25 protein-coding genes are annotated in these 25,623 nt (G+C 61.4%); 18 read left to right on the top strand and 7 right to left on the bottom strand.

Annotated features, from left to right (window positions below; translation table 11 throughout):
- The first annotated feature begins 130 nt into the window (after positions 1–130).
- Complete coding sequence (locus tag BLO97_RS12090; RefSeq protein ID WP_063324469.1) at positions 131–868, top strand: YiaD family glycine zipper/OmpA-like lipoprotein; 738 nt, start codon at positions 131–133, stop codon at positions 866–868.
- Positions 869–1,114: 246 nt separating this feature from the next.
- Here BLO97_RS12090 and ehuA read toward each other — a convergent pair whose 3' ends face one another.
- From ehuA to ehuB, 4 genes are all read right to left on the bottom strand, one after another.
- Positions 1,115–1,984, bottom strand: a complete 870-nt coding sequence (ehuA, locus tag BLO97_RS12085; RefSeq protein WP_371914657.1) for an ectoine/hydroxyectoine ABC transporter ATP-binding protein EhuA — start codon at positions 1,982–1,984, stop codon at positions 1,115–1,117.
- Entirely contained in the window at positions 1,984–2,640 is a 657-nt protein-coding gene (gene ehuD, locus BLO97_RS12080; protein WP_092346020.1) for an ectoine/hydroxyectoine ABC transporter permease subunit EhuD, read from the bottom strand. Before ehuD ends, ehuA begins: the two co-directional genes overlap by 1 nt.
- Complete coding sequence (gene ehuC / locus BLO97_RS12075; protein WP_092149462.1) at positions 2,637–3,296, bottom strand: ectoine/hydroxyectoine ABC transporter permease subunit EhuC; 660 nt, start codon at positions 3,294–3,296, stop codon at positions 2,637–2,639. The genes ehuD and ehuC overlap by 4 nt, the downstream gene beginning before the upstream one ends.
- A gap of 81 nt (positions 3,297–3,377) precedes the next feature.
- Positions 3,378–4,235 (bottom strand): ectoine/hydroxyectoine ABC transporter substrate-binding protein EhuB, encoded by an 858-nt coding sequence (gene ehuB, locus BLO97_RS12070; RefSeq protein ID WP_092346018.1) that lies wholly within the window; start codon positions 4,233–4,235, stop codon positions 3,378–3,380.
- A 290-nt stretch (positions 4,236–4,525) separates the two neighbouring features.
- Here ehuB and BLO97_RS12065 point away from each other — a divergent pair, with 290 nt between their 5' ends.
- The 8 genes from BLO97_RS12065 to BLO97_RS12030 all read left to right on the top strand — a co-directional run bounded on the left by BLO97_RS12065 (position 4,526) and on the right by BLO97_RS12030 (position 14,117).
- Positions 4,526–5,920, top strand: a complete 1,395-nt coding sequence (locus BLO97_RS12065) for a MocR-like ectoine utilization transcription factor EhuR (RefSeq protein ID WP_092346016.1) — start codon at positions 4,526–4,528, stop codon at positions 5,918–5,920.
- Positions 5,921–6,230: 310 nt separating this feature from the next.
- Positions 6,231–7,202, top strand: coding sequence for a hydroxyectoine utilization dehydratase EutB (eutB, locus tag BLO97_RS12060; RefSeq protein ID WP_092346014.1), 972 nt, complete (start codon positions 6,231–6,233; stop codon positions 7,200–7,202).
- 21 nt (positions 7,203–7,223) lie between these two features.
- Complete coding sequence (locus BLO97_RS12055; RefSeq protein ID WP_092346012.1) at positions 7,224–8,216, top strand: cyclodeaminase; 993 nt, start codon at positions 7,224–7,226, stop codon at positions 8,214–8,216.
- Between the two features lie 40 nt (positions 8,217–8,256).
- Complete coding sequence (doeA, locus tag BLO97_RS12050) at positions 8,257–9,447, top strand: ectoine hydrolase DoeA (protein ID WP_092346010.1); 1,191 nt, start codon at positions 8,257–8,259, stop codon at positions 9,445–9,447.
- Between the two features lie 3 nt (positions 9,448–9,450).
- The gene (gene doeB / locus BLO97_RS12045; RefSeq protein WP_092346008.1) at positions 9,451–10,452 is read left to right on the top strand and encodes a N(2)-acetyl-L-2,4-diaminobutanoate deacetylase DoeB; all 1,002 of its coding nucleotides are present in this window, start codon (positions 9,451–9,453) and stop codon (positions 10,450–10,452) included.
- Between the two features lie 184 nt (positions 10,453–10,636).
- On the top strand, positions 10,637–11,116 hold the full coding sequence (locus BLO97_RS12040) for an Lrp/AsnC family transcriptional regulator (RefSeq protein ID WP_092346006.1): 480 nt from the start codon (positions 10,637–10,639) through the stop codon (positions 11,114–11,116).
- 131 nt (positions 11,117–11,247) lie between these two features.
- Entirely contained in the window at positions 11,248–12,735 is a 1,488-nt protein-coding gene (locus tag BLO97_RS12035; RefSeq protein WP_092346004.1) for an NAD-dependent succinate-semialdehyde dehydrogenase, read from the top strand.
- Positions 12,732–14,117 (top strand): aspartate aminotransferase family protein, encoded by a 1,386-nt coding sequence (locus BLO97_RS12030; protein WP_092223703.1) that lies wholly within the window; start codon positions 12,732–12,734, stop codon positions 14,115–14,117. Before BLO97_RS12035 ends, BLO97_RS12030 begins: the two co-directional genes overlap by 4 nt.
- Before the next feature lie 194 nt (positions 14,118–14,311).
- Here the strand turns inward: BLO97_RS12030 and BLO97_RS12025 are convergent, their stop codons facing one another.
- Positions 14,312–14,746, bottom strand: coding sequence for a Z-ring associated ZapG family protein (locus tag BLO97_RS12025; protein WP_046063603.1), 435 nt, complete (start codon positions 14,744–14,746; stop codon positions 14,312–14,314).
- Positions 14,747–14,893: 147 nt separating this feature from the next.
- Between BLO97_RS12025 and BLO97_RS12020 the strand changes: the two genes are divergently transcribed.
- The 3 genes from BLO97_RS12020 (at position 14,894) to zapE (ending at position 18,099) form a co-directional block, all read left to right on the top strand.
- Positions 14,894–15,523 carry an alpha/beta hydrolase gene (locus BLO97_RS12020; RefSeq protein WP_063324470.1) on the top strand — a complete coding sequence of 210 codons (630 nt, stop codon included), beginning with the start codon at positions 14,894–14,896 and terminating at the stop codon, positions 15,521–15,523.
- Between the two features lie 24 nt (positions 15,524–15,547).
- A complete protein-coding gene (locus BLO97_RS12015; protein WP_092149495.1) occupies positions 15,548–16,903 on the top strand; it encodes a tryptophan--tRNA ligase in 1,356 nt (451 codons plus the stop codon).
- A gap of 101 nt (positions 16,904–17,004) precedes the next feature.
- Positions 17,005–18,099, top strand: coding sequence for a cell division protein ZapE (zapE, locus tag BLO97_RS12010; RefSeq protein WP_092346002.1), 1,095 nt, complete (start codon positions 17,005–17,007; stop codon positions 18,097–18,099).
- Between the two features lie 106 nt (positions 18,100–18,205).
- On the opposite strand, the gene BLO97_RS12005 is transcribed toward zapE, so the two are convergent.
- Positions 18,206–19,102, bottom strand: a complete 897-nt coding sequence (locus BLO97_RS12005; RefSeq protein WP_175489844.1) for a GlxA family transcriptional regulator — start codon at positions 19,100–19,102, stop codon at positions 18,206–18,208.
- 244 nt (positions 19,103–19,346) lie between these two features.
- Between BLO97_RS12005 and BLO97_RS12000 the strand changes: the two genes are divergently transcribed.
- A complete protein-coding gene (locus BLO97_RS12000; protein WP_063324474.1) occupies positions 19,347–20,483 on the top strand; it encodes an acyl-CoA dehydrogenase family protein in 1,137 nt (378 codons plus the stop codon).
- Between the two features lie 131 nt (positions 20,484–20,614).
- On the opposite strand, the gene BLO97_RS11995 is transcribed toward BLO97_RS12000, so the two are convergent.
- The gene (locus tag BLO97_RS11995) at positions 20,615–21,655 is read right to left on the bottom strand and encodes an NADP(H)-dependent aldo-keto reductase (protein WP_092149508.1); all 1,041 of its coding nucleotides are present in this window, start codon (positions 21,653–21,655) and stop codon (positions 20,615–20,617) included.
- A gap of 245 nt (positions 21,656–21,900) precedes the next feature.
- Between BLO97_RS11995 and rplM the strand changes: the two genes are divergently transcribed.
- From rplM to BLO97_RS11970, 5 genes are all read left to right on the top strand, one after another.
- Positions 21,901–22,329: a 50S ribosomal protein L13 gene (gene rplM, locus BLO97_RS11990; RefSeq protein WP_003205365.1), complete on the top strand. Its 429-nt coding sequence runs from the start codon at positions 21,901–21,903 to the stop codon at positions 22,327–22,329.
- Between the two features lie 14 nt (positions 22,330–22,343).
- On the top strand, positions 22,344–22,736 hold the full coding sequence (gene rpsI, locus BLO97_RS11985; protein WP_003205364.1) for a 30S ribosomal protein S9: 393 nt from the start codon (positions 22,344–22,346) through the stop codon (positions 22,734–22,736).
- 256 nt (positions 22,737–22,992) lie between these two features.
- Complete coding sequence (petA, locus tag BLO97_RS11980) at positions 22,993–23,586, top strand: ubiquinol-cytochrome c reductase iron-sulfur subunit (protein ID WP_060740746.1); 594 nt, start codon at positions 22,993–22,995, stop codon at positions 23,584–23,586.
- On the top strand, positions 23,586–24,797 hold the full coding sequence (locus BLO97_RS11975) for a cytochrome b (protein ID WP_063324476.1): 1,212 nt from the start codon (positions 23,586–23,588) through the stop codon (positions 24,795–24,797). Before petA ends, BLO97_RS11975 begins: the two co-directional genes overlap by 1 nt.
- Positions 24,797–25,579, top strand: a complete 783-nt coding sequence (locus tag BLO97_RS11970; RefSeq protein WP_063324477.1) for a cytochrome c1 — start codon at positions 24,797–24,799, stop codon at positions 25,577–25,579. Before BLO97_RS11975 ends, BLO97_RS11970 begins: the two co-directional genes overlap by 1 nt.
- Positions 25,580–25,623: the final 44 nt, after the last annotated feature.

The following is a 25,623-nucleotide window of genomic DNA, read 5'->3' as shown; positions in this document are numbered from 1 at the left end:
TTTTTTATCGGTCAGCCGGGCGAAGCGCAACGCAGCGCGACGGAATTTTTAACGATTGCCGCGTTCCAACGCCTGCCAGAGTCGATTGCCTACACTTTGGCATTCAGACTGAAAACCCAGGAGCATCTTCATGTTCACCTCGCGTCGCTTGATCGTTGTCGCTACTGCTGTGGCCTTGTTGTCCGGCTGTGCGTCGCCTAACCCCTATGACAATCAGGGCCAGGCCTCTACCGAATCTTCGGGCATGAGCAAAACCGCCAAGTATGGCGGCCTCGGTGCACTGGCGGGGGCGTTGGCCGGTGCGGCCATCGGTCACGATAACCGTGGCAAGGGCGCGTTGATCGGTGCAGCGGTGGTGGGGGCTTCTGCGGCCGGTTACGGCTACTACGCCGACCAGCAGGAAAAGAAGCTGCGCGCCAGCATGGCCAATACCGGCGTTGAAGTGCAGCGCCAGGGCGACCAGATCAAGCTGATCATGCCGGGCAACATCACCTTCGCCACCGACTCGGCGAACATCGCGTCCAGTTTCTACCAGCCGCTGAATAACCTGGCCAACTCCCTCAAGGAGTTCAACCAGAACCAGATCGAAATCGTCGGCTACACCGACAGCACCGGCAGCCGCCAGCACAACATGGACCTGTCCCAGCGTCGTGCGCAGAGCGTGGCGACCTACCTGACGTCCCAGGGCGTGAGCGGTGCCAACCTGTCGGCCCGTGGCGCCGGCCCGGACAACCCGGTGGCCAGCAACGCCGACGTCAATGGCCGTGCGCAGAACCGTCGTGTCGAGGTCAACCTCAAGGCGATTCCCGGCCAGCAATATCAGGAGGCGCCGCAGCAGCAGGGGCAGACTTACCAGCAGTACCCTTGATCGCTGGGCAGTAAATGAAACGGGGGCCATGCAGACATGGTCCCCGTTTTTTTATGGCTGCCATTTCCCTTCAGGTTGACACCAAAACCTGTGGTGAGGGGATTTATCCCCGCTGGGCTGCGAAGCAGCCCCAAGATCATTCGCCTCGGTCTCCCAGGCACACCACGTTCGCTGATTTGGGACTGCTGCGCAGCCCAGCGGGAGCAAGCTCCCTCGCCACAACGGTGTTCACTTGCGTGAGCGGGATCAATTGGCCTCTTTCACCGCACTCAAAAACGCGCACGTCCGTTCTTGTTGCGGATGTTCGAAGATCTGCGCCGGAGTGCCCTGTTCGTGAATCTGCCCTTTATAGAAAAAGCACACCCGGTCGGCGAACTCCCGGGCGAAGCCCATCTGGTGGGTCACCATCAGCATCGTCAGGTTATGTTCGGCCCCCAGTTTGCGGATCACATTCAGCACTTCGCCGCACAACTCCGGGTCAAGCGCCGAGGTCACTTCGTCGAACAGCATCACCTTGGGCCGCATTGCCAGCGCCCGGGCAATCGCCACCCGCTGTTGCTGGCCGCCGGACAACTGCGACGGATAATGGTCGAGCTTGTTGCCCAGCCCCACCAGTTCCAACAGGTCGGCGGCGCGCTCCCGGGCTTCTTTCGGGTTCATGCCCAGCACCTGCACCGGCGCCTCGATCACGTTTTGCAGCGCCGTCATGTGGGGGAACAGGTTGAAACTCTGGAACACCATGCCGATCTTGCCGCGCACCCGGCGGATGTGTCGGTCGTTGGCCGGCACCAGCACGCCGTTGCGGTTGGGCATGTGGGTCAGGGAGTCATCCTCTACGCGGATCTGGCCCTGATTGATGCCTTCCAGGGTCATCAACACCCGCAGCAGCGTGGACTTGCCCGAGCCGCTGGGGCCGATGATCGCGACCTTTTCACCGGGGGCGACATCCAGGTTCAGATGGTCGAGCACGGTGAAGCTGCCATAGCTTTTGGTCACGTCCTGGAAACTCACGATCGGCCGGGACGGTGTGGGATCTTGCATGGCCGGGGCCTCCTGCTGCGACGCCAGCGTGCTGCGCCGGGACAAATCGGTGGGCGTGGACAGAGGTAAAGTCATTAGCGTAGCTCCATGCGCGTTTCAAGGCGCCGTACCAGATAAGCCAAGGCAAGGCTCAGGGCGAGGAAGAACAGGCCAACCATGGTGACCGGTTCCAGGTAACGGAAATTCTCGGAACCGATATTCTTGGCCTGCTGCATGATTTCCACCACGGTGATCGCCGACAGCACCGGCGTGTCCTTGAGCATCGCCACCAGGTAGTTGCCCAGCGGCGGCACGATCGGTCGCAGCGCCTGGGGCAGGATGATGTTGCGGTAGGCGTCGTACGGCGCGATGTTCAATGCCGTCACCGCCTCCCACTGCGCCCGTGGCACCGCGTCGAGACCACTGCGATAGACCTCGGCGATGTAGCAGGCGTAGTGCAGGCCGATGCCGAGGATGCCGACCTGCATGGCCGTCAGGCTCAAGCCGTAGTTGGGCAGTACGTAGTAGAGGAAATACACCTGGATCAACAGCGGTGTGCTGCGGATGAACTCGATCACCGCAGTGGCCGGCCACGACAACCAGAATGTGCGACTGCGCCGGCCAATCGCCAGGAACAGCCCCAGGACAATCGCGATCAGGAAACCGACCAGGGTGATACCCACGGTGTTGAGAGAGGCGCGCAGTAGGTCCGGCAGGATTTGTGCGGCGTAGGACCAATCGAACAGCGTCATGACAGACCTCCACGCATCCGGCCCCGGCTCAGTCGTCGTTCGACGTGGCGCATGCCGAAGTTGATGGCCTGGGCGAGGATGAAATACATCACCAGGGCCAGGCTGAAGATCTCCAGGGTCTGGAAGGTCGCCTGGTCCAGTTGCCGGGCACGGAAGCTCAGGTCGGACAAGGTGATCAGCGACACCAGCGAGGTGTTTTTCAGCAGCTCGATGAGCAGGTTGGTGCCCGGCGGAATCGCTGCCAACAAGGCCTGGGGCAAGATGATCCGTTTGAAGCGCGTGAAACTACTGAAATTCAGCGCCGTGCAAGCTTCGTATTGCCCCTTGGCCACCGAGCTGATGGCACCGCGCATGACCTCGGCCCCATAAGCGCCGATGTGCAGGCCCAGGCCGACGATCGCCACCGCGTAGGGGCTCAGTTCGACGTTGAACGGCGGCAGCGGCAACACGAAGAACAGCCAGAACAGCTGGACCAACAGCGAGGTGCCACGGAAGACTTCGATGTAGGTGATGCTGAACCAGCGCAGCGCGCGCCACGGCGACAGCCGCCCGAGGGCCGCCAAGACCGCGGCGACAATCGCCAGCAGCGAGCCGAAGAAGGTCACCTGCAGCGTGACCCAGGCCCCTTGAATCAATAACGGAAGTAATTCGCCCATGGTTCGACCCGATATCCGATGAAGCAGGGGAACAGGCATCACGCAGCGCGCGTCACGCCTGTTTCGGCACGTCAGTTTCGACTATGGCTGAGCACAGAGCTCGGCCGCGGTTTTGCTGGTCACGTTGGATTTGTCGAAACCGAACGGCGCAACCGTCTTGAGGTGTTCTTCGGAGCCCAGCCACTTCTTCAGCTCGGCGTTGACCGCGTCGCGCAGGTCTTTGTCTTCGGGGCGGAAGGCGAGGGCGCCGTAACCGATGTGGGACGGATCGTCCTTGAACTCGGTCATCGCCTCGACCTTTTCACCGCCCTTGCTGGCCAGGCCTTTCATGGTCAGTTGCGTGCCGACGGCGGCGTCCGCGCGACCGGCGCGCACCGCTTGCAACTGTGCGGTGGTGTCGGGAACCTGGAGGATCTGCTCGTCCTTGACCCCGGAATCTCGAGCGTACGCCAGGTTCACCGTACCGGCCATGATCGCCAGCTTCACGTCCGGTTGCTTGGCGATGTCTTCATAACTGTGGAGGTTTTTCGGGTTGCCCTTGGCCACGAGCAAGGCATCGGGCAACTGGTATTGCGGGTCGGTGAACAACACCTGCTTGCAACGCGCCGGGGTGATGTACATGCCGGCGGCAATCACGTCGAAACGGCCGGCGCGCAAGCCGGGAATCAGCGAGCCCCATTCAGTCAGCACGCCGTTGACCTGTTGGATGCCCATCTTGGCAAAGATGATCTTGGCGATTTCCGGCGATTCACCGGTCACGGTGCCGTCGGTTTCGGTGAAGGCGAACGGGGTTTCGTTGGCGTAGCCGATCCGGATGCTGCTGTTGCTTTTGATGGTATCCAAGGTCGCCGCCTGGACGCCGCCGGCCAGGCCAAGCACGGCACAGGTCAGCAAAAGCCGACGCAAGGGCGCGCCTGTGCGGGGAAGAAAATTGCTCATCGATAAAATCTCCTGTTTCTTGTGGATCCGTCGTTTGACGGCTCTGTGGTAGGAGGCAGTGTTACAAGAGCAAAGCGTACTGCGGCTGATCCAGGCTGGGCCATGGATCGGGAGCGGCGCCGGTACAGGTCGATCCGGCTTTTTGTCAGGGTGATGAACCCGCCTGGATGACGACCTTGGACCGAGCATACAAAAGCCCCGGCATCGATTGTATTGCACTAGGACAATTGCTTTGCCGCGATGGCCGCGCAATGCTGTGCGCACCCCTAAACACGCCGGTTGCAGCTGTCATGGATAAGTGGAAGTCAGCCTTGGACCTCGCCCGCAGCGGTGAATCCAAATACAAGATTCTGGTGCAGGCCATTGCCGACGATATCGAACAGGGCACCCTGGCCAATGACCAGCGCCTGCCGCCGCAACGGCAGGTGGCCGACGCCATGGGCATCAGCGTGCAGACCGTCACCAACGCCTACAAGGAACTGGAGCGCCAGGGCCTGGTGCGCTGTGAAGTCGGGCGTGGCAGCTTCGTCTCGCGGCGCATGAGCGACCGGGTGGCGACGTACATTCTCGACAGTCCCGAGCGAGCGCTGGTGGATTTTTCCATCACCCGCATCCTGCACACCCGCGAGCATGACCAGGCCTGGCGTGATACCTGCGCGGCGCTGAGTACTGAAGAGGATCAGCCGTGGATTCATGCGTTTCGTCCCATCGCCGGTTTCGAATCCCATCGCGAAGCGGCGGCGCAATGGATCGGTCGGCAAGGGCTGAAAGTCGACCGTAACGATGTGCTGATCACCAATGGTGCGGCCCACGGGATTTTCCTGGCTCTCGCTTCGCTGGCGGGCCCTGATGATGTGGTGCTTTGCGAAGGCTTGACCGACCACGGCGTGATCGGCAACTCCCAGGTGCTGGGTTTCACCCTCAAGGGCCTGGAGATGGACCGCTATGGCATCGATCCGGAACATTTCGAAGACATGTGCAGCAACGAACGCATCACCGCGCTGGTGTGCACGCCAAACCTGAACAACCCCACCACCAGCCTGATGCCCGACGCCCGCCGCCGGGAAATCGCCGAGATTGCCCGGCGCTTCGGTGTGCACATTATCGAAGACGATGTGTACGGCCCGCTGCTGGACGAACGCCGGGCGCCGCCCATCAGCCATTACCTGCCGGAGCTGTCGTTCTATTGCACGAGCATGACCAAGTCGGTGCTCACGGGGCTGCGCATCGGCTACCTGGTGGTGCCCAAGCGTCTGGCCCTGCGCACCGAGAGCATCCTGCGGGTCAACAGTTGGATGGCCACGCCCATGGTCTCGGAGATCGCCACCCGCTGGATTCGCGATGGACGCGCCGAGTCGCTGGTGCAATTGCAACGTCAACTGCTGGCCGGGCGCCAGGCGATGGTCACCGAGTACATGGGCGAGCACGTGTTGGGCCAGCATCCGCATGCCTTGAATGCGTGGGTTGGCATCCCGTCCCATTGGGAAGTGGACAGCTTGGTGCGGGCCCTGCGGCACAAGCACATCGCTGTGACTTCCCCCGATCCGTTCACCGTCCGCGGCACCCCCAGGCCCCGCGCGGTGCGGGTCTGCGTCGGTGCCGAATGCAGCGATGAAGAAATGCGCCATGCGCTGATCGGCATGCGGCAGATCTTCAACCAGTACCCGCAGATTCATGATTTCTGATGCCCCACATCGCCCGCTGCGCAAGCGAATGTGTGGGCGCTTTTGTGGCGAGGGAGCTTGCTCCCGCTGGGGCGCGCAGCGGCCCTACAACCGGCGACATGGTGGACCATGTCAACTGAGTGACCGTTGAGAAGGGGCTGCTGCGCAGCCCAGCGGGAGCAAGCTCCCTCGCCACAGGGGTAGGGGCGCCTGATGGATTTTGTTCATCGCTTCTGGTGGCAATGAATGCAAATTAAATTGCCCTAGTACATTCATCACCACAATCCAGCCCTCTTAGACTGCGCGCAACACATCAGCTCGGGACGCGGTCATGGCAGTGTTGCAGCTTCAGGATATCTACCGTGCTCGCCAGCGCATCGAGTCGCTGGTGCGGCGTACACCCATGGAGCATTCCCCGAGTTTGTCGCGGTTGATGGGCGTGGCGGTGTATCTCAAGCTTGAGGCCCTGCAAATCACCGGCAGCTTCAAGCTGCGCGGGGCGAGCAATGCAGTGGCGCAGCTCAGCGCCGAGCAAAAGGCCCAAGGCGTGGTCACGGCTTCGACCGGCAATCATGGGCGGGCACTGGCCCATGCCGCTTCGCAACAAGGCGTCAAGGCGATTGTCTGCCTGTCGAGCCTGGTGCCGGCCAACAAGGTGCAGGCGATTCGCGACCTGGGCGCCGAGGTGTGCATCGTCGGCCAGTCCCAGGACGATGCCCAGCGCGAGGCCGAGCGCATCGCCCGGGAGCAGGGCGCGACCTTTTTGCCGCCCTTCGATCATCCAGCGATCATCGCCGGGCAGGGCACCCTCGGCCTGGAGATCCTCGAGCAGCAACCGGAGGTGGCCCAGGTCCTGGTGCCGTTGTCCGGTGGCGGCTTGTTCGCCGGTGTTGCCCTGGCCCTCAAAAGTGCGAACCCAGCGATTCAAGTCCACGGCATCAGCATGGCCCGTGGCGCCGCGATGCACGCCAGCCTCGCCGCGGGGCAGCCCGTGGACATCGAAGAACTGCCGACGCTGGCCGACTCCCTCGGTGGCGGCATCGGCCTGGACAACCGCTACACCTTCGCCATGACCCGGCAACTGAGCGATGACGTACACCTGCTCTCGGAAGCCTCTATCGCCAATGCCATCCGCCACGCCTATCACCACGAACGCCTGGTGCTCGAAGGGGCTGCCGTGATGGGCATCGCGGCGCTGCTCGACGGCCTGGTCGAGCCGCGCGGCCCCATTGTCCTGGTGGTCAGCGGGCGCAACGTCGACACCGAACACCATGCCCGCGTGATCGCTGGCGCCAACGCCTGATAACCCCTAACGGAGCCTGTCATGAGTGAAGTCACCCTATTGAGCGAAGCCGACCTGCGCAGCTGCGTGGCCCTCGACCTGGCCAGCATCGACGCCATCGAACAGGCCTTCGTGCTGTTGGCGACGGCGGCTGTGGCGATGCCGCCGATCCTGCGGCTGGACATCCCCGAACATAACGGTGAAGTGGACGTGAAGACTGCTTACCTGCCGGGCCTGGAACGCTTCGCCATCAAGGTCAGTCCGGGTTTTTTCGATAACCCCAAGCTCGGCCTGCCCAGCCTCAACGGCATGATGATGTTGCTGTCGGCGCGCACTGGTCTGCTGGAGGCGCTGTTGCTGGATAACGGTTATCTCACTGCCGTACGCACGGCGGCGGCGGGTGCGGTGGCGGCGCGCTGCCTGTCTCGTGAGGAGAGCCGCAGCGTCGCGCTGATCGGTGCCGGCGAGCAGGCGGCGTTGCAACTTCAGGCGCTGCGCCTGGTGCGGCCCGTCGAAGAAGTGCGGGTCTGGGCGCGCGATGCGCAAAAGGCCCGGGCGTTCAGCGCCGAACTGGCCCGCGACACAGGGCTGGCGGTCACGCCATGCGCCAGTGTCGACGCCGCGCTGGAAGGCGTGGACATCGCCATCACCTGCACCCCCAGCCGCGAGCCGCTGATCGAAGCTCGGCACCTGCACCCGGGCCTGCACATCACCGCGATGGGCTCGGACGCGGAACACAAGAACGAGATTTCCCCGCAAGCCCTGGCGGCTGTCGATTGTTATGTCGCCGATCGCCTGAGCCAGACCCGCGTGCTCGGCGAACTGCATCACGCCCTGTTGGCCGGCACCGTTGGCGATGAGGTCGCGTTGCACGAGCTGGGCCAGGTGCTGACAGGGCAGCGGGCCGGGCGTACCGACGAGGCGCAGGTCACCCTGTGCGACCTCACTGGCACCGGTGCCCAGGACACCGCCATCGCCAACCTGGCGTTCGAGCGGGCACGGGCGGCGGGCAAGGGTTTCCCATTCGGTCGCTAACCATTTTCCATTCGTGCGTCATTGATCAGAGGGCAGAGGGATGTCAGAGAGAGTCGTCAATCTTCCGTTCCAACGGGAGGAATACACCCAACGCCTGGCGAAGGTTCGCGCGGCCATGCAGGCCCAGGGCCTGGAGCTGCTGTTGGTCACCGATCCGTCGAACATGGCTTGGCTCACCGGCTATGACGGTTGGTCGTTCTATGTGCACCAGTGCGTGCTGGTGGCACTGGAGGGCGAGCCTGTGTGGTTCGGTCGTGGCCAGGATGCCAACGGTGCAAAACGCACGGTGTTCATGCAGGCCGATAACATCGTCGGCTACCCGGACATCTATGTGCAGTCCCGCGAGCGCCACCCCATGGACTACTTGTCCCGCGAGGTGATCATCGCCCGTGGCTGGGGCGCGCTGAGCATCGGCGTGGAGATGGACAACTATTACTTCAGCGCCGCCGCGTACCTGTCGCTGCAAAAGCATTTGCCCCAGGCAAAACTGGTGGATGCGGTGGGCCTGGTGAACTGGCAGCGGGCCGTCAAGTCGCCCCAGGAAATCGCCTACATGCGCATCGCCGCACGCATCGTCGAAAACATGCACAGCCGGATCCTGGAACGCATCGAACCGGGTATGCGCAAGAACGAATTGGTGGCCGAGATCTACAGCAGCGGCATCCTCGGCGCCGACGGTCATGGCGGCGACTACCCGGCCATCGTGCCGCTGTTGCCTACCGGGGCCGACGCCAGTGCGCCGCACCTGACCTGGGACGATTCACCCTTCAAAAAGGGCGCCGGCACCTTCTTTGAAATCGCCGGTTGCTACAAGCGTTACCACTGCCCGCTGTCGCGCACCATTTACCTGGGCAAGCCGCCGCAACATTTCCTCGACGGCGAAAAAGCCGTGGTCGAGGGCATCGCCGCCGGCCTGGACGCGGCCAAGCCAGGGAACACCACGGGCGACATCGCCGTGGCGTTTTTCAAGGTGCTGGAGAAATTCGGCATCCACAAGGACAGTCGTTGCGGCTACCCCATCGGGATCAGTTATCCGCCGGATTGGGGCGAGCGCACCATGAGCCTGCGCCCCGGCGACAACAGCGTGTTGCAGCCGGGCATGACCTTCCATTTCATGCCGGGGCTGTGGATGGACGATTGGGGCCTGGAAATCACCGAAAGCATCCTGATCACCGAGACTGGCGTCGAGACGCTGTGCAACGTGCCCCGTCAATTGTTCGTGAAGGATTGATCCATGCCCGATCAGCCTAATAATCCCATCAGCGCCACGATCGACTTCACCCGCGAAGGCGTGCAGCACGGCTTTCTCAAGCTGCCGTATTCACGGGACGATTCGGCCTGGGGCGCGGTGATGATTCCCATCACGGTCATCCAGCGCGGCAGCGGTCCGACGGCGCTGCTCAGCGGTGGCAACCATGGCGATGAATACGAAGGCCCGGTGGCCCTGAGCAAGCTGGCGCAGCAACTGACGGCTGAAGACGTGTGTGGGCGGGTGATCATCGTGCCGTTCATGAACACCCCGGCCTTCCACGCCGGACGCCGGACTTCGCCCATCGACAAGGGCAACCTGAACCGCAGTTTTCCCGGTAGGCCGGACGGCACCGTCACCGAGAAAATCGCCGACTATTTCAATCGCACGCTGCTGCCCTTGGCCGACATTGTCCTGGACATTCACTCCGGCGGGCGGACCTTGGATTTCCTGCCATTTGCCGCCTGCCACGTCTTGCCGGACAAACAGCAGCAAGCGCGCTGCGAGGCCGGGATGCTGGCGTTCAACGCGCCGTATTGCATGCGCATGCTGGAGCTGGACGCCGGGGCGATGTACGACACGGCGGCCGAGTCCCAGGGCAAGGTGTTCGTCACCACTGAGCTGGGCGGCGGCGGTTCGTCGACGGCCCGCAGCGTGGCGATTGCCGAGCGTGGGGTGCGCAACCTGTTGATTCACGCCGGCATCCTGCGGGGTACGATCGAGTTGCAGCCGTCGCTGGTGCTCGACATGCCGGACGCCAGTTGCTTCATCGCCAGCGAGCACGATGGCTTGCTGGAAATGTGCCGCGACCTGGGGGACCACGTGACCCTGGGCGAGGTGGTGGCGCGCATCTACGACGCCACCCGCAGCGGCATCGCCCCAGTCGAATACCGCGCCGCCCGCAGCGGCCTGCTGGCGGCCCGGCATTTTCCGGGGCTGGTGCAGTGTGGCGATACGTTGGTGGTGATTGCCGATGTGTTGGCTTGATACACCTCAACTGACACACCCCCTGTGGCGAGGGAGCTTGCTCCCGCTCGGCTGCGAAGCAGTCGTCGCTTTTCGGCCTGGGGCAGACGGAACCGAGATCGGGGCCGCTGCGCGCCCCAGCGGGAGCAAGCTCCCTCGCCACAGTAATCGGTGTGATGCCTGAACTGACTGGAGAGCGCCGCCCATGCACAAACTCGATCGCTACGACCTCAAGATCCTGCAAATCCTCGCCGAAGATGGACGGATCACCAAGTCGAGCCTGGCCGAAGCCATCAACCTGTCGGTGACGCCGGCCTGGGAACGGGTGCGCAAGCTGGAGATGGCCGGGTTGATCAGCGGCTACCGGGCGCAGATCGACTGGGGCGCGGTGTTCAAGCGCCAACAGGTGCTGGTGGAGATCACCCTGGCCCGCCACACCGCCCAGGACATGCGCCGGTTCGAGCAACGCATGATCGCCGCGCCAGAAGTGGCGTTCTGTTACGCCACCGGTGGCGGGGTCGATTACCTGGCGATGATCCAGGCACCGGACGTCGACTATTACCAGCGTTTCGTCGATCAACTGCTGCTGGAAGACCTCGGCATCGAACGCTACTTCACCTACATCGTCACCAAGACCATCAAGACCAGCGGCGCCTTGCCGGCGGAGTTGGCCGAGCCGTCCTGAGCACCGCAGAAAACCTGTTTTTGCCGCCCTCGATTCAGAAAAAAACCAGGGTTTGCCCCACGGCAAACAGCCGATTACCCAAGCGCCGCTGCCCTAGCATGGCTTCACGCACACGCTCTGGAGTGAACGTCATGACTTACCAACATCCGCTACTGTTCAAGGCGCTTTGCTACATCGACGGCCATTGGGTCCACAGCGACAGCGGCCACAGTATCGCTGTGCACAACCCCGCCACCCGCACGGTCATCGGCCATGTGCCGATGCTCGATCAGCCGCAGATTGTCGCGGCGGTGGACGCGGCGCATCGCGCATTCCCGGCGTGGCGTGAGCAGAGCCTGGAGAGCCGGGGCGCACTGCTGCGGCGCTGGGCGGCATTGATCGTCGAACACAGCGAAGACCTCGCGCACATTCTCAGCCTGGAGCAGGGCAAGCCATTGGCCGAGTCCCGCGGCGAAATCGCCTACGCTGCCAGCTTCATCCCGTGGTTCGCCGAGGAAGCCCGGCGCCTGTACGGGCAGAACATCCCCAGCCATATCCCGAGTGCGCACCTGGGTACGATCAAGGAGCCAGTAGGCGTCTGTGCGCTGCTGACGCCGTGGAATTTTCCGTCGGCGATGATCACCCGCAAGGCCGCCGCCGCCCTGGCCGCCGGTTGCACCGTGGTGATCAAGCCGGCCCACGAAACCCCTTACTCGGCAATGGCCCTGGCGCAACTGGCCGAGGAGGCAGGCTTTCCTGCCGGGGTTTTCAACGTGGTATTGGGCGAGCCGCAAATGGCCATGGAAACCCTGGTCAAGGATCGTCGCGTACGCTCGGTGAGCTTCACCGGCTCGACCCGGGTGGGCAAGCTGGTGTTGCAGGCGGCAGCCCATGACGTGAAGAAAGTCGCGCTGGAACTGGGCGGCAACGCGCCATTTATTGTCTGCGCCGATGCCGACCTGGCCTTGGCGGTGAAAGTCGCCGTGGAGGCGAAATTCCAGACCTCCGGCCAGGATTGCTGTGCGGCTAACCGGATCATGGTGCAGCGCCCGGTATACCAGGCATTCCTCAGTCGTTTCGCCGCAGCGGTGCGCGCCTTGCGCGTCGGGCCGGCCATGGTCGATCAACAGGAGCAGGACGTGGAGGTCGGGCCGTTGATGCACCAGGCGGCGCTCGATGCGACCGCTGACCGCGTCGCCGATGCGCTGGCCCTTGGCGCTCAACGCCTGGTGGGCGGTGAGGCCCATGCCTTGGGCGGGTTGTTCTACCAACCGACTGTGCTGGCCGATGTCACGCCACAGATGCGCATCTACCGTGAAGAAAACTTCGCGCCCATTGCCGGGGTGATGCCGTTCGACACCCTGGACGAAGCCATCGAAATGGCCAACGACACCGAGTACGGGCTGGCGGCCTATATTTGTTCCAACCGCCTGGACGTCATTTATCCGCTGATCCGCCGTCTCGACCATGCCATGGTCGCGGTCAACGGCGTCAAGTTCACCGGCCACCCGATTCCCTTCGGTGGCATGAAAGCCTCGGGCCTCGGCCGCGAGGGTGGCAGCGAGGGCTTCGAGCCCTTTGTCGAAACCAAATATTTCTGCCTGCACCATCAAGGCCAGTTCCCAGGAGAGCCCGCATGAGCCAAGAACTCAATACGCTGTTCGAACAAGACCGTGCGCATTTCATGCACCCCTCGACCCACGCTCACGACCACGCCAGCGGCGCGCTCAAGGGGCGGATCATCAAGAGTGCGTCAGGCGTTCGCATTCGCGACCATGAAGGCCGGGAGTTCATCGACGCCTTTGCCGGCCTCTACTGCGTGAACATCGGCTATGGCCGCACCGAGGTGGCCGACGCCATCTATAAGCAGGCCAAGGAACTGGCCTACTACCACACCTACGTCGGCCATTCGAGCGAGGCGATCATCGAGCTGTCCAGCCGCATCATGGACTGGGCGCCGGAGGGCATGAAGAAGGTCTATTACGGCTTGTCCGGCTCCGATGCCAATGAAACCCAGGTCAAGCTGGTGCGCTACTACAACAACGTGCTGGGCCGACCGCAGAAGAAGAAAATCATCTCCCGCGACCGTGGCTACCATGGCTCGGGCATCATGACCGGCAGCCTGACCGGCCTGGCGACCTTCCACCAACATTTCGACCTGCCGGTGGAAGGGGTCAAGCACACCGTGTGCCCCCACTGGTATCGCAAGGCCCCGGCGGGCATGGACGAAGCGACGTTCGTGCGTTACTGCGCCGATGAGCTGGAAAAAATGATCCTCGCCGAAGGCCCGGACACCGTGGCGGCGTTCATCGGCGAACCGCTGATGGGCACCGGCGGCATCATCGTTCCCCCGGCCGGTTATTGGGATGCGATCCAGGCCGTGCTGAAAAAATATGACGTGCTGTTGATCGCCGATGAAGTGGTCTGCGCCTTCGGCCGCCTCGGTTCGAAGATGGGCAGCCAGCGTTACGGCATGAAGCCGGACCTGATCACCACCGCCAAAGGCCTGACCAGTGCCTATGCGCCCTTGTCGGCGGTGATCATCGGGGAAAAGGTCTGGAGCGTGATTGAAAAAGCCTCCCAGGCCGAAGGGGCCATGGGCCATGGCTGGACCTATTCCGGGCACCCGATTTGCGCGGCGGCGGCACTGGCGAACCTCGACATTCTTGAACGGGAAAACCTCACGGCCAACGCCGAGGATGTTGGCGGCTACCTGAATCGTCGCCTGCGTGAAACCCTTGAAGGTCATCCGCTGGTGGGCGAGGTGCGTGGTGACGGCATGCTGGCGGCGGTGGAATTCATGGCCGACCGTGAACAGCGCACGGCGTTCGACCCGGCACTCAAGGTCGGCCCGAAAGTCTCGGCGGCTTGCCTGGAACGCGGCATGATCGCCCGCGCCATGCCCCACGGTGACATCCTGGGCTTCGCCCCGCCATTGATCCTGACCCGCGAGGATGCAGACCTGATCGTCGACATCACCAAAGGTGCTGTCGATCAAGTGGCGGGTGAGGTGTTGGCTTAAGCTGAGAAAAATACTTCAGGCAAAAACACCCCGTGGCGAGGGAGCTTGCTCCCGCTGGGCCGCGAAGCGGTCCCTTTTTTGCGATTGCTGTGCAATCGAGCGGGAGCAAGCTCCCTCGCCACAACGGATCTGAAACCCATAAAAAAGCCCGCCCGATCATGTGATCGGGCGGGCTTTTGGTTGTTGCTTGGCGATTACTTCTTCAAACCGTAATGCTCATCGAGCATGCCGGGCGAATTCGGGGCCTTGGGGGCGTAGTCCCGGGGCGGTTCCTGATCCTTTGGCGGGGTCAGGCGTTCCCGTGGAGCCTGCGCCGAATCGGCGTGCAGGGCAGCCAGCAGGCGTTGGCGAGTCTGCTCGTCCAGGGCCAGGCGATTGGCACCCTCGGACAAGTGATCCTGGACTTCCTGGTAGCTCTGGGTGAGTTTTTTCACCAGGGACGCGGTGCTGTTGAAGTGAGTGACCACTTCATTCTGATAACTGTCGAAACGTTCCTGGATGTCGTCCAGCTGACGTTGCGTGCTGTTGGGCACCGCGTTGGGCAGCAGTCGGGCAAGCAGGAATCCAATGGCGACACCGGCAACCAGGGCAAGAGTCGGCAACAACCAAACTAAGAGCGAGTGTTCCACGAGTCCTTCCTCTATAAACGGCTTTGCTTTACGTTAACGGCTCGGACCTGCGCTGTATACCGCGAAGAACATCGCAATCATGCCAGGCACAGACTTTAGCTAGACGAGTCGACCCTATTCGAGGTCACGGAGTTCTTTCCCTTGCTTATGCGCGAAACCCCTGTAGTCATCGATGGCCCGGTGGGCCAACTGGAAGCCTTGTACCTGGACAGCGAGGCTCCCCGTGGCCTGGCGCTGATCTGCCACCCGAACCCGGTGCAGGGTGGGACCATGCTCAACAAAGTGGTCTCGACCCTGCAACGCACTGCCCGCGATGCTGGCCTGGTTACGTTGCGTTTCAATTATCGTGGCGTAGGTGCCAGTGCCGGCAATCATGACATGGGCACCGGAGAAGTGGACGACGCCCAGGCTGTCGCGCAATGGCTGCGGGAAAAATACCCGCAATTGCCCCTGACACTGTTCGGCTTTTCCTTCGGTGGCTTCGTCGCCGCCAGCCTGGGCGGGCGCCTGGAAGCCCAGGGGCAGCCGGTCAAGCACCTGTTCATGGTGGCCCCGGCGGTGATGCGCCTGGACGAGCAGTCGCCCTTACCGATGAGCGGCCAGTTGACCGTGATCCAGCCGGAAACCGACGAAGTGGTCGATCCGCAATTGGTTTACGAATGGTCCGACACGCTCCAACGTCCCCATGAGCTGCTGAAAGTGGCAGAATGCGGACACTTTTTTCATGGCAAGCTGACCGATCTCAAGGATCTGATCCTGCCGCGCCTCTCGAATTGACAGCAGTCTGACAAGCGATAACCCATGACGACGCGTACCCGTATCCTGACCGGCATCACCACCACCGGCACCCCGCACCTGGGCAACTATGCCGGCGCCATCCGTCCGGCGATCCTCGCCAGCCGCGACAGCAACGCCGATTCGTTCTACTTCCTGGCTGACTACCACGCCCTGATCAAGTGCGATGATCCGCTGCGTATCCAGCGTTCGCGCCTGGAAATCGCCGCTACGTGGCTGGCCGGTGGCCTGGATGTGGACCGCGTGACGTTCTATCGCCAGTCCGATATTCCCGAGATCCCGGAGCTGACCTGGCTGCTGACCTGCGTCGCCGCCAAGGGCCTGCTCAACCGTGCCCACGCCTACAAGGCGTCGGTGGACAAGAACGTCGAGGCCGGCGAAGACCCGGACGCTGGCATCACCATGGGGCTGTACAGCTACCCGGTGTTGATGGCCGCCGACATCCTGATGTTCAACGCCCACAAGGTGCCGGTCGGTCGCGACCAGATCCAGCACGTGGAAATGGCCCGCGACATCGGCCAGCGCTTCAACCACCTGTTCGGCCAGGGCAAGGAGTTCTTCACCATGCCCGAGGCGCTGATCGAAGAAAGCGTCGCCACGCTGCCGGGCCTCGATGGCCGCAAGATGTCCAAGAGCTACGACAACACCATCCCGTTGTTCAGCAGCGCCAAGGACATGAAGGACGCGATCTCGCGGATCGTCACCGACTCGCGTGCCCCGGGCGAAGCCAAGGATCCGGACAATTCGCATCTGTTCACCCTGTTCCAGGCCTTCGCCACTGCCGAACAGTCTGCCGAGTTCCGCAACGAACTGCTGCAGGGCCTTGGTTGGGGCGAAGCCAAGAACCGCCTGTTCCAGTTGCTCGACGGCGAGCTGGGTGAAGCGCGCGAGCGCTATCACCAGTTCATTGAGCGTCCATCGGACCTTGAAGACATCCTGCAACTGGGCGCGAAAAAAGCCCGGGCCGTGGCAACGCCGTTCCTCAACGAACTGCGCGAGGCTGTTGGCCTGCGTTCGTTTGTCAGCCAGGTCCAGGTGGCCGCCAGCACCAAGAAGAAAGCCGCCAAGACAGCACGCTTCGTCAGTTTTCGCGAAGACGACGGCAGTTTCCGCTTCCGACTGCTGTCCGCCGACGGCGAGCAACTGTTGCTGTCGAACCATTTTGCCGACGGCAAGACCGCGGGGCAGGTGACCAAGCAATTGCAGTCCGGCCAGCCCTTGGACGTACGCAGCGACGACCTGGGTTTCAGCGTCTGGCTCGACGGCGAGTGCGTGGCGAATAGCCCGGCTTTTGCTGACAGCGCCGCGCGGGATGCCGCCGTCGATGCGCTGCGTGTTGCCTTGACGCCTGCCCAGGACTGATCCGGCACGTCATCCGACCATCGGCCCGAGTAAGGGCCGATTGCCATTCCTCTGGGCCGTCGCTACAGTGACGGCCCGTTTTTGTTGCCTTGCTAACGAATATGACGCCCCTAGAACGATATCAAGCAGATCTGAAACGCCCGGAGTTCTTCCACGACGCAGCCCAGGAAACGGCGGTGCGGCATTTGCAGCGCCTGTACGACGACCTGGTCGCGGCCTCGAACAACAAGCCGGGCCTGTTGGGCAAACTGTTCGGCAAAAAAGACCAGGCACCAGTCAAGGGCCTGTATTTCTGGGGCGGCGTGGGCCGTGGCAAGACCTACCTGGTGGACACCTTCTTCGAGGCGTTGCCGTTCAAGGAGAAGACGCGGACGCACTTCCACCGCTTCATGAAGCGCGTGCACGAGGAAATGAAGACCCTGGGCGGCGAGAAGAACCCGCTGACCATCATCGCCAAGCGTTTTGCCAACGAGACCCGGGTGATCTGCTTCGATGAGTTCTTCGTGTCCGACATCACCGACGCCATGATCCTGGGCACCTTGATGGAAGAGCTGTTCAAGAACGGCGTGACCCTGGTCGCCACCTCGAACATCGTGCCGGACGGCCTGTACAAGGACGGCCTGCAGCGGGCGCGCTTCCTGCCGGCCATCGCGCTGATCAAGGAACACACTGAAATCGTCAACGTCGACAGCGGCGTCGACTACCGCCTGCGTCACCTCGAACAAGCGGAGCTGTTCCACTTTCCGCTGGATGCCGCTGCCCAAGAGAGCCTGCGCAAGAGCTTCCGCGCCCTGACGCCGGAATGCACCCAGGCCGTGGAAAATGATGTATTGGTCATCGAAAATCGCGAAATCCGTGCCGTGCGTACGTGCGATGACGTGGCCTGGTTCGACTTCCGCGAACTGTGCGACGGGCCCCGCAGCCAGAACGATTACATCGAACTGGGCAAGATCTTCCACGCCGTGCTGCTGAGCAATGTCGAGCAGATGAGCGTCACCACCGACGACATCGCCCGCCGTTTCATCAACATGGTCGACGAGTTCTACGACCGTAACGTGAAGCTGATCATTTCGGCCGAAGTCGAACTCAAGGACCTCTACACCGGCGGCCGCTTGACCTTCGAATTCCAGCGGACCTTGAGTCGTTTGCTGGAAATGCAGTCCCACGAATTCCTGGCGCGGGCGCATAAGCCGTAGGGCAATTCGGAAAAAAGAAGGGCCTGTGATTGCAGGCCTTTTTTGTGCCCGTGGAATCAGCCGTTCACGGCATAACCCTGTGGGAGGGAGCTTGCCAGCCCTCGGGCTACGCCGCCTGCTGAAACTGCTGCCGATACTGGTTCGGCGATAGGTCGGTATGTTGCCGGAACAGCCGGGCGAAAAAGCTCGCGTCGTCATAGCCAACTTCATAACTGATGGTCTTGATGCTCTTGCGGCTGCCGGAGAGCAGGCCCTTGGCGGTTTCGATCCGCAGCCGTTGCAGGTAATGCAGCGGTTTGTCGCCCGTGGCGGTCTGGAAGCGGCGCATGAAATTGCGGATGCTCATGCCATGTTCCCGGGCAACATCCTCGAAGCGGAATTTATCGGCGAAGTGCTCTTCGAGCCATTGCTGGATCTGGAGGATGATCACGTCCTGGTGCAGTTTCTGCCCGCCGAAGCCGATCCGTCCTGGCGAATAGCTGCGTTGCACCTCATACAAGATGTCCCGCGCCACGGCCTGGGCGACGTTGGCGCCACAGAAGCGTTCAATGAGGTAAATGTAGAGGTCGCAGGCTGAGGTCGTGCCGCCGGCGCAGAACAGGTTGTCGGCGTCGGTCAGGTGCTTGTCCTGGTTCAGGTGTACCTGGGGGAAGCGTTCCTTGAAGGCATTGAAGAAGCGCCAGTAGGTGGTGGCTTCCTTGCCGTCGAGCAACCCGGCCTCCGCCAGCCAGAACACCCCGGTGGCTTCGCCGCAGAGTACCGCGCCGCGCGCGTGTTGTTCTCGCAGCCAAGGCAGGACCTGGGGATAACGTTGGCAGAGGGTGGCGAAATCATCCCAGAAGGCCGGCAGGATGATGACATCGGTGTTTTCCAGGACACCGTCCACCGGCATGATTACATCGCTGAAGCTGTTCACCGGTTTGCCATCGGGGCTGACCAGTCGGGTTTCAAAAGCCGGCGTCAGGCCGTGGCCCAGTTGTTTGCCATAACGCAGGCTGGCCAGGTGGAAAAAATCCTTGGCTTGCATGAGGGTCGAGGCGAAGACCCGGTCGATTGCCAGGATGCTGACGCGCCGCAAGGGCGTGGAGGCGTGCATAGACATAATTCATCTTTATTTTTATAGGGGAAAGTGGTCACCAGACGGCTGGATCGTCTTATTTTTTGTCGGATGTGTCCAGTGTCCTGTCGTACCCCGCAGGCTTAGGCTCTGTCGGATAACCACGCCCAACAAAAACCAAAGGTGCGCCATGATCCCCAGAACACTGTTCAGTCCCGAACACGAATTGTTTCGCGACAGCGTACGAACCTTCCTCGAAAAAGAAGCCGTGCCGTACCACAGCCAGTGGGAAAAACAGGGACATGTCGATCGCCAGCTCTGGAACAAGGCAGGGGAGGCGGGCATGTTGTGCTCGCACCTTCCAGAAGCCTATGGGGGGCTGGACGCCGATTTTCTCTACAGCACGGTGGTGATCGAGGAAATCGGCCGCCTGGGGCTGACGGGGATCGGGTTCTCGCTGCATTCCGACATCGTCGCGCCGTACATTCTGCATTACGGCAGTGAGGCGCTGAAACACAAGTACCTGCCGAAACTGGTGTCCGGCGAAATGGTCACGGCCATCGCCATGACCGAGCCGGGCGCCGGTTCCGACCTGCAAGGGGTGAAGACCACGGCGGTGCTGGACGGCGACGAATACGTCATCAACGGCTCGAAGACGTTCATCACCAATGGTTTCCTGGCGGACCTGGTGATCGTGGTCGCCAAGACCGATCCGAAGGCCGGCGCCAAGGGCACCAGCCTGTTCCTGGTGGAGGCGGGCACGCTGGGTTTTGAAAAGGGCAAACGCCTGGAAAAAGTCGGCATGAAGGCCCAGGACACGTCGGAATTGTTCTTCCAGGATGTCCGTGTGCCGAAGGAGAACCTGCTGGGGCAGGCCGGCATGGGCTTCGCCTACTTGATGCAGGAGCTACCCCAGGAGCGCCTGACCGTCGCCATCGGCGGCCTGGCATCGGCTGAAGCGGCGCTGCAATGGACTCTGGACTACACCCGCGAGCGCAAGGCATTCGGCAAATCCATCGCGGACTTCCAGAACACCCGTTTCAAGCTCGCGGAAATGGCCACCGAAATCCAGATCGGCCGGGTCTTCGTCGACCGCTGCCTGGAATTGCACCTGCAAGGCAAGCTGGACGTGCCGACGGCGGCGATGGCCAAGTACTGGGGCACCGACCTGCAATGCAAGGTGCTCGACGAGTGCGTGCAGTTGCATGGCGGCTACGGCTTCATGTGGGAATACCCGATTGCCCGGGCGTGGGCGGATGCGCGGGTGCAGCGGATCTATGCCGGGACCAATGAGATCATGAAGGAGATCATTGCGCGGTCGCTTTGATGCGGTGGTGAACTTGGGGCCGCTATCGCGAGCAAGCTCGCACACAGGCGATTTGTGTCTGATCACTGTGTTGTAACCAGCACAGAACCCTTGTGGGAGCGAGCTTGCTCGCGATGGGGCCTATGAATCGATCAAGGGGCCGGGTTGGGCTGATCCTTGTGGATCGCCTCAATCCCCGCCAGCACTGCGTCCGACAGCTTCAGGTCGAAGCTGGCAATGTTGCTGTCCAGTTGCTCCAGCGTGGTGGCGCCAATGATGTTGCTCGTCACGAACGGCTGCCGGGTGACGAACGCCAGGGCCATCTGCGCCGGGTCCAGGCCATGTTCGCGGGCCAGGGCCACATAACGGCTGCACGCCGCTTCCGATTGCGGGTTGAAGTAACGCATGAAGCGGCTGTACAGCGTCAGGCGGCCCTTGGCTGGCCGTGCGCCGTTTTCGTATTTGCCCGACAGGAAGCCGAACGCCAGTGGCGAATAAGCCAGCAAGCCGCATTGCTCGCGAATGGCGATTTCCGACAGGCCGATCTCGAAGCTGCGGTTGAGCAGGTTGTACGGGTTCTGGATCGACACCGCTCGCGGCCAGCCACGGGCCTCGGCCAGGGCAAGGAACTTCATGGTGCCCCACGGCGTTTCGTTGGACAGGCCGATATGGCGGATCTTGCCGGCGCGAACCTGTTCGTCCAGGGCTTCGAGGGTTTCCTCCAGCGGGGTGAACGTTTCGTCGGCCTTGTGCTGGTAGCCCAGTTGACCGAAGAAGTTGGTGCTGCGCTCCGGCCAGTGCAACTGATAAAGGTCGATGTAGTCGGTTTGCAGGCGCTTGAGGCTGGCGTCCACGGCTTCGACGATGTGGCGGCGGTTGTGCTTGAGGTTCTTGTCGCGGATGTAGTCGATAGTGTTGCCGGGGCCGGCGATCTTGCTCGCCAGGATCCAGTCGGCACGATCGCCGCGACTCTTGAAGTAATTGCCGATGTAGCGCTCGGTGGTGGCGTAGGTTTCGGCCTTGGGCGGCACCGGGTACATCTCGGCGGTGTCGATGAAATTGATGCCGGCACCCTTGGCGCGTTCGATCTGGGCGAAGGCCTCGGCCTCGCTGTTCTGCTCACCCCAGGTCATGGTTCCGAGGCACAGGGCACTCACGTTCAGATCGGTACGGCCTAGCGGGCGATAGTCCATCGGGAACTCCTTGGGCAAAACAATCATAAAAGCAGGTTGAAATATTTTTCGCAATCTGCATAATTGCGCACCTCTTTCTGCAGTGGAAGTGATGCGCCGCCGCCGAAGAATCTTGCCGTTGAACGGACGCGCCGACCCGAGCCCCCGAAAGCGTCTGTATCCGGCTGCCTTTGACTTGTCAAAGTACGCACTATTCAGTAAGATCCGCCGTCTAATTTACAGGGCGGCCCCTGAGGCTATAAAGAATGAAAACTTTTACTGCTAAACCGGAAACAGTAAAGCGCGACTGGTTTGTCGTCGACGCTGCTGGTCAGACCCTGGGTCGTCTGGCCACCGAAATCGCGAGCCGTCTGCGTGGCAAGCACAAGCCTGAGTACACCCCTCACGTTGACACCGGTGACTACATCGTCGTGATCAACGCTGAGCAAGTACGTGTTACTGGCGCTAAAACCACTGACAAAATGTACTACTCCCACTCCGGTTTTCCTGGCGGCATCAAGTCGATCAACTTTGAAAAGCTGATCGCCAAAGCCCCTGAGCGCGTGATCGAGACCGCGGTTAAAGGCATGCTGCCTAAAAACCCACTGGGTCGCGACATGTATCGTAAGCTGAAGGTTTATGCGGGCGCTGCTCACCCTCATACTGCTCAGCAGCCCCAAGAACTGAAGTTTTAACGGAATAGTTCATTATGTCGGCGACTCAAAATTACGGCACTGGCCGTCGCAAGACTGCAACCGCACGCGTTTTCCTGCGTCCGGGCACTGGTAATATCTCCATCAACAACCGCTCCCTGGATAACTTCTTCGGCCGCGAAACTGCCCGCATGGTAGTTCGTCAGCCGCTGGAACTGACCGAGACCGTCGAAAAATTCGACATCTACGTCACCGTTATCGGTGGTGGTGTAAGTGGTCAAGCTGGCGCAATCCGCCACGGCATCACTCGCGCCCTGATGGATTACGACGAGACTCTGCGTGGTGCTCTGCGCAAAGCCGGCTTCGTAACTCGCGATGCTCGCGAAGTTGAACGTAAGAAAGTCGGTCTGCGTAAAGCGCGTAAGCGTCCGCAGTACTCGAAGCGTTAATTTCGCTTCCGCTTTCAAAAGGCGCCCAGTTCCTCACGGAGCTGGGCGTTTTTTTATGGGCAAAAGAATTGCTCTGTGACAACTTGCCACATTCGTAGAGCCCCTATACTACAAGGCTTGGCGGTTTGGCCGCTTGGTAATTACCTTGTCAGAATTGGGGCTTTTCATTACCATTCGGCAAAATTTTTATAAGTTCAGATTTTTACTTAGTAGACGCCTGATCTAACAGGCCACAAAGCTGATGGGAGAGGACTGAATGAGCAATGACGGCGTGAATGCAGGCCGGCGTCGCTTCCTGGTAGCAGCCACATCCGTGGTGGGTGCTGCAGGAGCGGTGGGGGCTGCGGTCCCGTTCGTGGGGTCATGGTTTCCCAGTGCCAAGGCGAAAGCCGCAGGTGCACCGGTGAAAGTGAATGTCAGCAAGATCGAGCCAGGCCAGCAGATGATTGCTGAGTGGCGCGGCCAGCCGGTGTTCATCGTCCGCCGTACAGAGGAAATCCTGGGGAATCTGAAAAAGATCGAGGGTCAGTTGTCCGACCCGTCCTCCAAGAACTCTACGCAACCGACCTATGTCGACCCGCAGACGCGTTCGATCAAGCCAGAGGTCCTGCTGCTGATCGGGATCTGTACGCACCTGGGTTGCTCGCCAACGTTCCGCCCTGAAGTGGCGCCTGCCGACCTGGGCAAGGACTGGGTCGGTGGTTATTTCTGCCCTTGCCACGGCTCCCACTACGACCTGGCCGGTCGCGTCTACAAGTCGCAGCCTGCACCTCTGAACCTGCCAGTTCCCCCGCATTCCTATGAGACCGATGACATCATTGTCGTTGGCGTCGATACGGAGAAAGCGTGATGAGCAAATTCATGGATTGGGTTGATGCGCGCTTTCCCGCGACCAAAATGTGGGAAGACCATCTCAGCAAGTATTACGCTCCGAAGAACTTCAACTTCTTCTACTTCTTTGGCTCCCTGGCGCTGCTCGTTCTGGTCAACCAGATCGTCACCGGTGTCTGGCTGACCATGAGCTACACCCCGTCGGCGGAAGAAGCGTTTGCCTCCGTCGAATACATCATGCGCGACGTCGAGTACGGCTCGATCCTGCGTCTGCTGCACTCCACCGGCGCTTCGGCGTTCTTCATCGTGGTCTACCTGCACATGTTCCGTGGCTTGCTCTACGGTTCGTACCAGAAGCCTCGTGAGCTGGTGTGGGTCTTCGGCATGCTGATCTACCTGGCGCTGATGGCCGAGGCTTTCATGGGCTACCTGCTGCCGTGGGGCCAGATGTCCTACTGGGGTGCCCAGGTGATCATCTCGCTGTTCGGTGCGATCCCGGTCATCGGTGACGACCTGACCCAGTGGATTCGTGGTGACTACCTGATCTCGGGCATTACCCTGAACCGCTTCTTCGCCCTGCACGTGGTCGCCCTGCCGATCGTGATCCTTGGCCTGGTGGTTCTGCACATCCTGGCCTTGCACGAAGTCGGCTCGAACAACCCCGATGGCGTGGACATCAAGAAGCACAAGGACGAGAACGGCGTACCGCTGGATGGCATCGCCTTCCACCCGTACTACACCGTGAAAGATATCGTCGGCGTGGTGGTCTTCCTGTTCATCTTCTGTTCCATCGTGTTCTTCTTCCCGGAAATGGGTGGTTACTTCCTCGAGAAGCCGAACTTCGAGCAGGCGAACGCGTTCAAGACCCCTGAGCACATTGCCCCGGTCTGGTACTTCACGCCGTTCTACGCGATTTTGCGGGCGATCCCGGACAAGCTGATGGGCGTTATCGCCATGGGCGCGGCCATCGCAGTGCTGTTCGTCCTGCCGTGGCTGGACCGCAGCCCTGTCAAATCGATGCGCTACAAAGGCTGGCTGAGCAAGATCTGGCTGGTGGTGTTCTGCATCTCGTTCGTGATCCTGGGTGTGTTGGGTGTGCTGGCGCCAACGCCGGGTCGGACGCTGCTGTCGCAGGTCTGCACCTTCCTGTACTTCGCCTACTTCATTCTGATGCCGTTCTACACAAGGCTCGAGAAGACCAAACCGGTTCCGGAAAGGGTGACTGGCTGATGAAAAAGCTATTTGCTGTACTGATTCTTGCTGCCATGCCTGTATTGTCCTTCGCGGCTGAACACGGTGGTCCAGAGTTGGAAAAGGTCGACATCGACGTTTCCGACAAAGCTGCCATGCAGGACGGCGCACGTACGTTCGCCAACTACTGCATGGGTTGCCACAGTGCCAAGTTCCAGCGCTACGAGCGTGTTGCCGATGACCTGGGCATTCCTCATGAAGTGATGCTCGAGAAACTGGTGTTCACCGGTGCCAAGCTGGGCGATCACATGACCATCGGCATGCAGCCTGCGGATGCCAAGACCTGGTTCGGTGCCGCGCCGCCGGACCTGACCCTTGTCGCCCGTGTGCGTGGGACTGACTGGCTTTATGGTTACCTGCGTTCGTTCTACGAAGATCCTGCGCGTCCATGGGGCGTGAACAACAAGGTCTTCCCGAACGTCGGCATGCCTAACGTACTGGTCGGCCTCCAGGGGCGCCAGGTGGTAGGCTGCAAACAGGTTCAGATCGTTGAGGGCGGTAAAAAGCAATTCGACCCGCTGACCGGCACTGCTTTGACTCATGAAGCCTGCGACCAGCTGACTGTATTGCCGAACACCGGCAGCCTGACGCCGGAGCAGTTCGACGAGAAGGTCAAGAACCTGGTGACCTTCCTGGCCTACTCGGCCAATCCGGTGAAGCTGGAGCATCAGCGCATCGGTACCTATGTATTGCTGTACCTGGCGTTCTTCTTCGTATTCGCGTACCTGCTCAAGCGTGAATACTGGAAAGACGTGCATTGATAAAGCTGTAAGCCGTTGCTGTTAATCGTGCGCGCCCAAGGGCG

It is taken from the genome of Pseudomonas sp. NFACC05-1 (genome assembly GCF_900100135.1).
Taxonomy (GTDB): Bacteria; Pseudomonadota; Gammaproteobacteria; order Pseudomonadales; family Pseudomonadaceae; genus Aquipseudomonas; species Aquipseudomonas fluorescens_Q.
The sequence above is the reverse complement of the archived record's forward strand: the minus strand, read 5'-3'. Positions and strand labels throughout refer to the sequence as shown.

Excerpts from the sequence above, each read along its gene's own strand:
- BLO97_RS12090 (WP_063324469.1), top strand. The coding sequence starts at position 131 with ATGTTCACCTCGCGTCGCTTGATCGTTGTCGCTACTGCTGTGGCCTTG.
- ehuA (WP_371914657.1), bottom strand. The coding sequence starts at position 1,984 with ATGACTTTACCTCTGTCCACGCCCACCGATTTGTCCCGGCGCAGCACG.
- ehuD (WP_092346020.1), bottom strand. The coding sequence starts at position 2,640 with ATGACGCTGTTCGATTGGTCCTACGCCGCACAAATCCTGCCGGACCTA.
- ehuC (WP_092149462.1), bottom strand. The coding sequence starts at position 3,296 with ATGGGCGAATTACTTCCGTTATTGATTCAAGGGGCCTGGGTCACGCTG.
- ehuB (WP_092346018.1), bottom strand. The coding sequence starts at position 4,235 with ATGAGCAATTTTCTTCCCCGCACAGGCGCGCCCTTGCGTCGGCTTTTG.
- BLO97_RS12065 (WP_092346016.1), top strand. The coding sequence starts at position 4,526 with ATGGATAAGTGGAAGTCAGCCTTGGACCTCGCCCGCAGCGGTGAATCC.
- eutB (WP_092346014.1), top strand. The coding sequence starts at position 6,231 with ATGGCAGTGTTGCAGCTTCAGGATATCTACCGTGCTCGCCAGCGCATC.
- BLO97_RS12055 (WP_092346012.1), top strand. The coding sequence starts at position 7,224 with ATGAGTGAAGTCACCCTATTGAGCGAAGCCGACCTGCGCAGCTGCGTG.
- doeA (WP_092346010.1), top strand. The coding sequence starts at position 8,257 with ATGTCAGAGAGAGTCGTCAATCTTCCGTTCCAACGGGAGGAATACACC.
- doeB (WP_092346008.1), top strand. The coding sequence starts at position 9,451 with ATGCCCGATCAGCCTAATAATCCCATCAGCGCCACGATCGACTTCACC.
- BLO97_RS12040 (WP_092346006.1), top strand. The coding sequence starts at position 10,637 with ATGCACAAACTCGATCGCTACGACCTCAAGATCCTGCAAATCCTCGCC.
- BLO97_RS12035 (WP_092346004.1), top strand. The coding sequence starts at position 11,248 with ATGACTTACCAACATCCGCTACTGTTCAAGGCGCTTTGCTACATCGAC.
- BLO97_RS12030 (WP_092223703.1), top strand. The coding sequence starts at position 12,732 with ATGAGCCAAGAACTCAATACGCTGTTCGAACAAGACCGTGCGCATTTC.
- BLO97_RS12020 (WP_063324470.1), top strand. The coding sequence starts at position 14,894 with ATGCGCGAAACCCCTGTAGTCATCGATGGCCCGGTGGGCCAACTGGAA.
- BLO97_RS12015 (WP_092149495.1), top strand. The coding sequence starts at position 15,548 with ATGACGACGCGTACCCGTATCCTGACCGGCATCACCACCACCGGCACC.
- zapE (WP_092346002.1), top strand. The coding sequence starts at position 17,005 with ATGACGCCCCTAGAACGATATCAAGCAGATCTGAAACGCCCGGAGTTC.
- BLO97_RS12000 (WP_063324474.1), top strand. The coding sequence starts at position 19,347 with ATGATCCCCAGAACACTGTTCAGTCCCGAACACGAATTGTTTCGCGAC.
- BLO97_RS11995 (WP_092149508.1), bottom strand. The coding sequence starts at position 21,655 with ATGGACTATCGCCCGCTAGGCCGTACCGATCTGAACGTGAGTGCCCTG.
- rplM (WP_003205365.1), top strand. The coding sequence starts at position 21,901 with ATGAAAACTTTTACTGCTAAACCGGAAACAGTAAAGCGCGACTGGTTT.
- rpsI (WP_003205364.1), top strand. The coding sequence starts at position 22,344 with ATGTCGGCGACTCAAAATTACGGCACTGGCCGTCGCAAGACTGCAACC.
- petA (WP_060740746.1), top strand. The coding sequence starts at position 22,993 with ATGAGCAATGACGGCGTGAATGCAGGCCGGCGTCGCTTCCTGGTAGCA.
- BLO97_RS11975 (WP_063324476.1), top strand. The coding sequence starts at position 23,586 with ATGAGCAAATTCATGGATTGGGTTGATGCGCGCTTTCCCGCGACCAAA.
- BLO97_RS11970 (WP_063324477.1), top strand. The coding sequence starts at position 24,797 with ATGAAAAAGCTATTTGCTGTACTGATTCTTGCTGCCATGCCTGTATTG.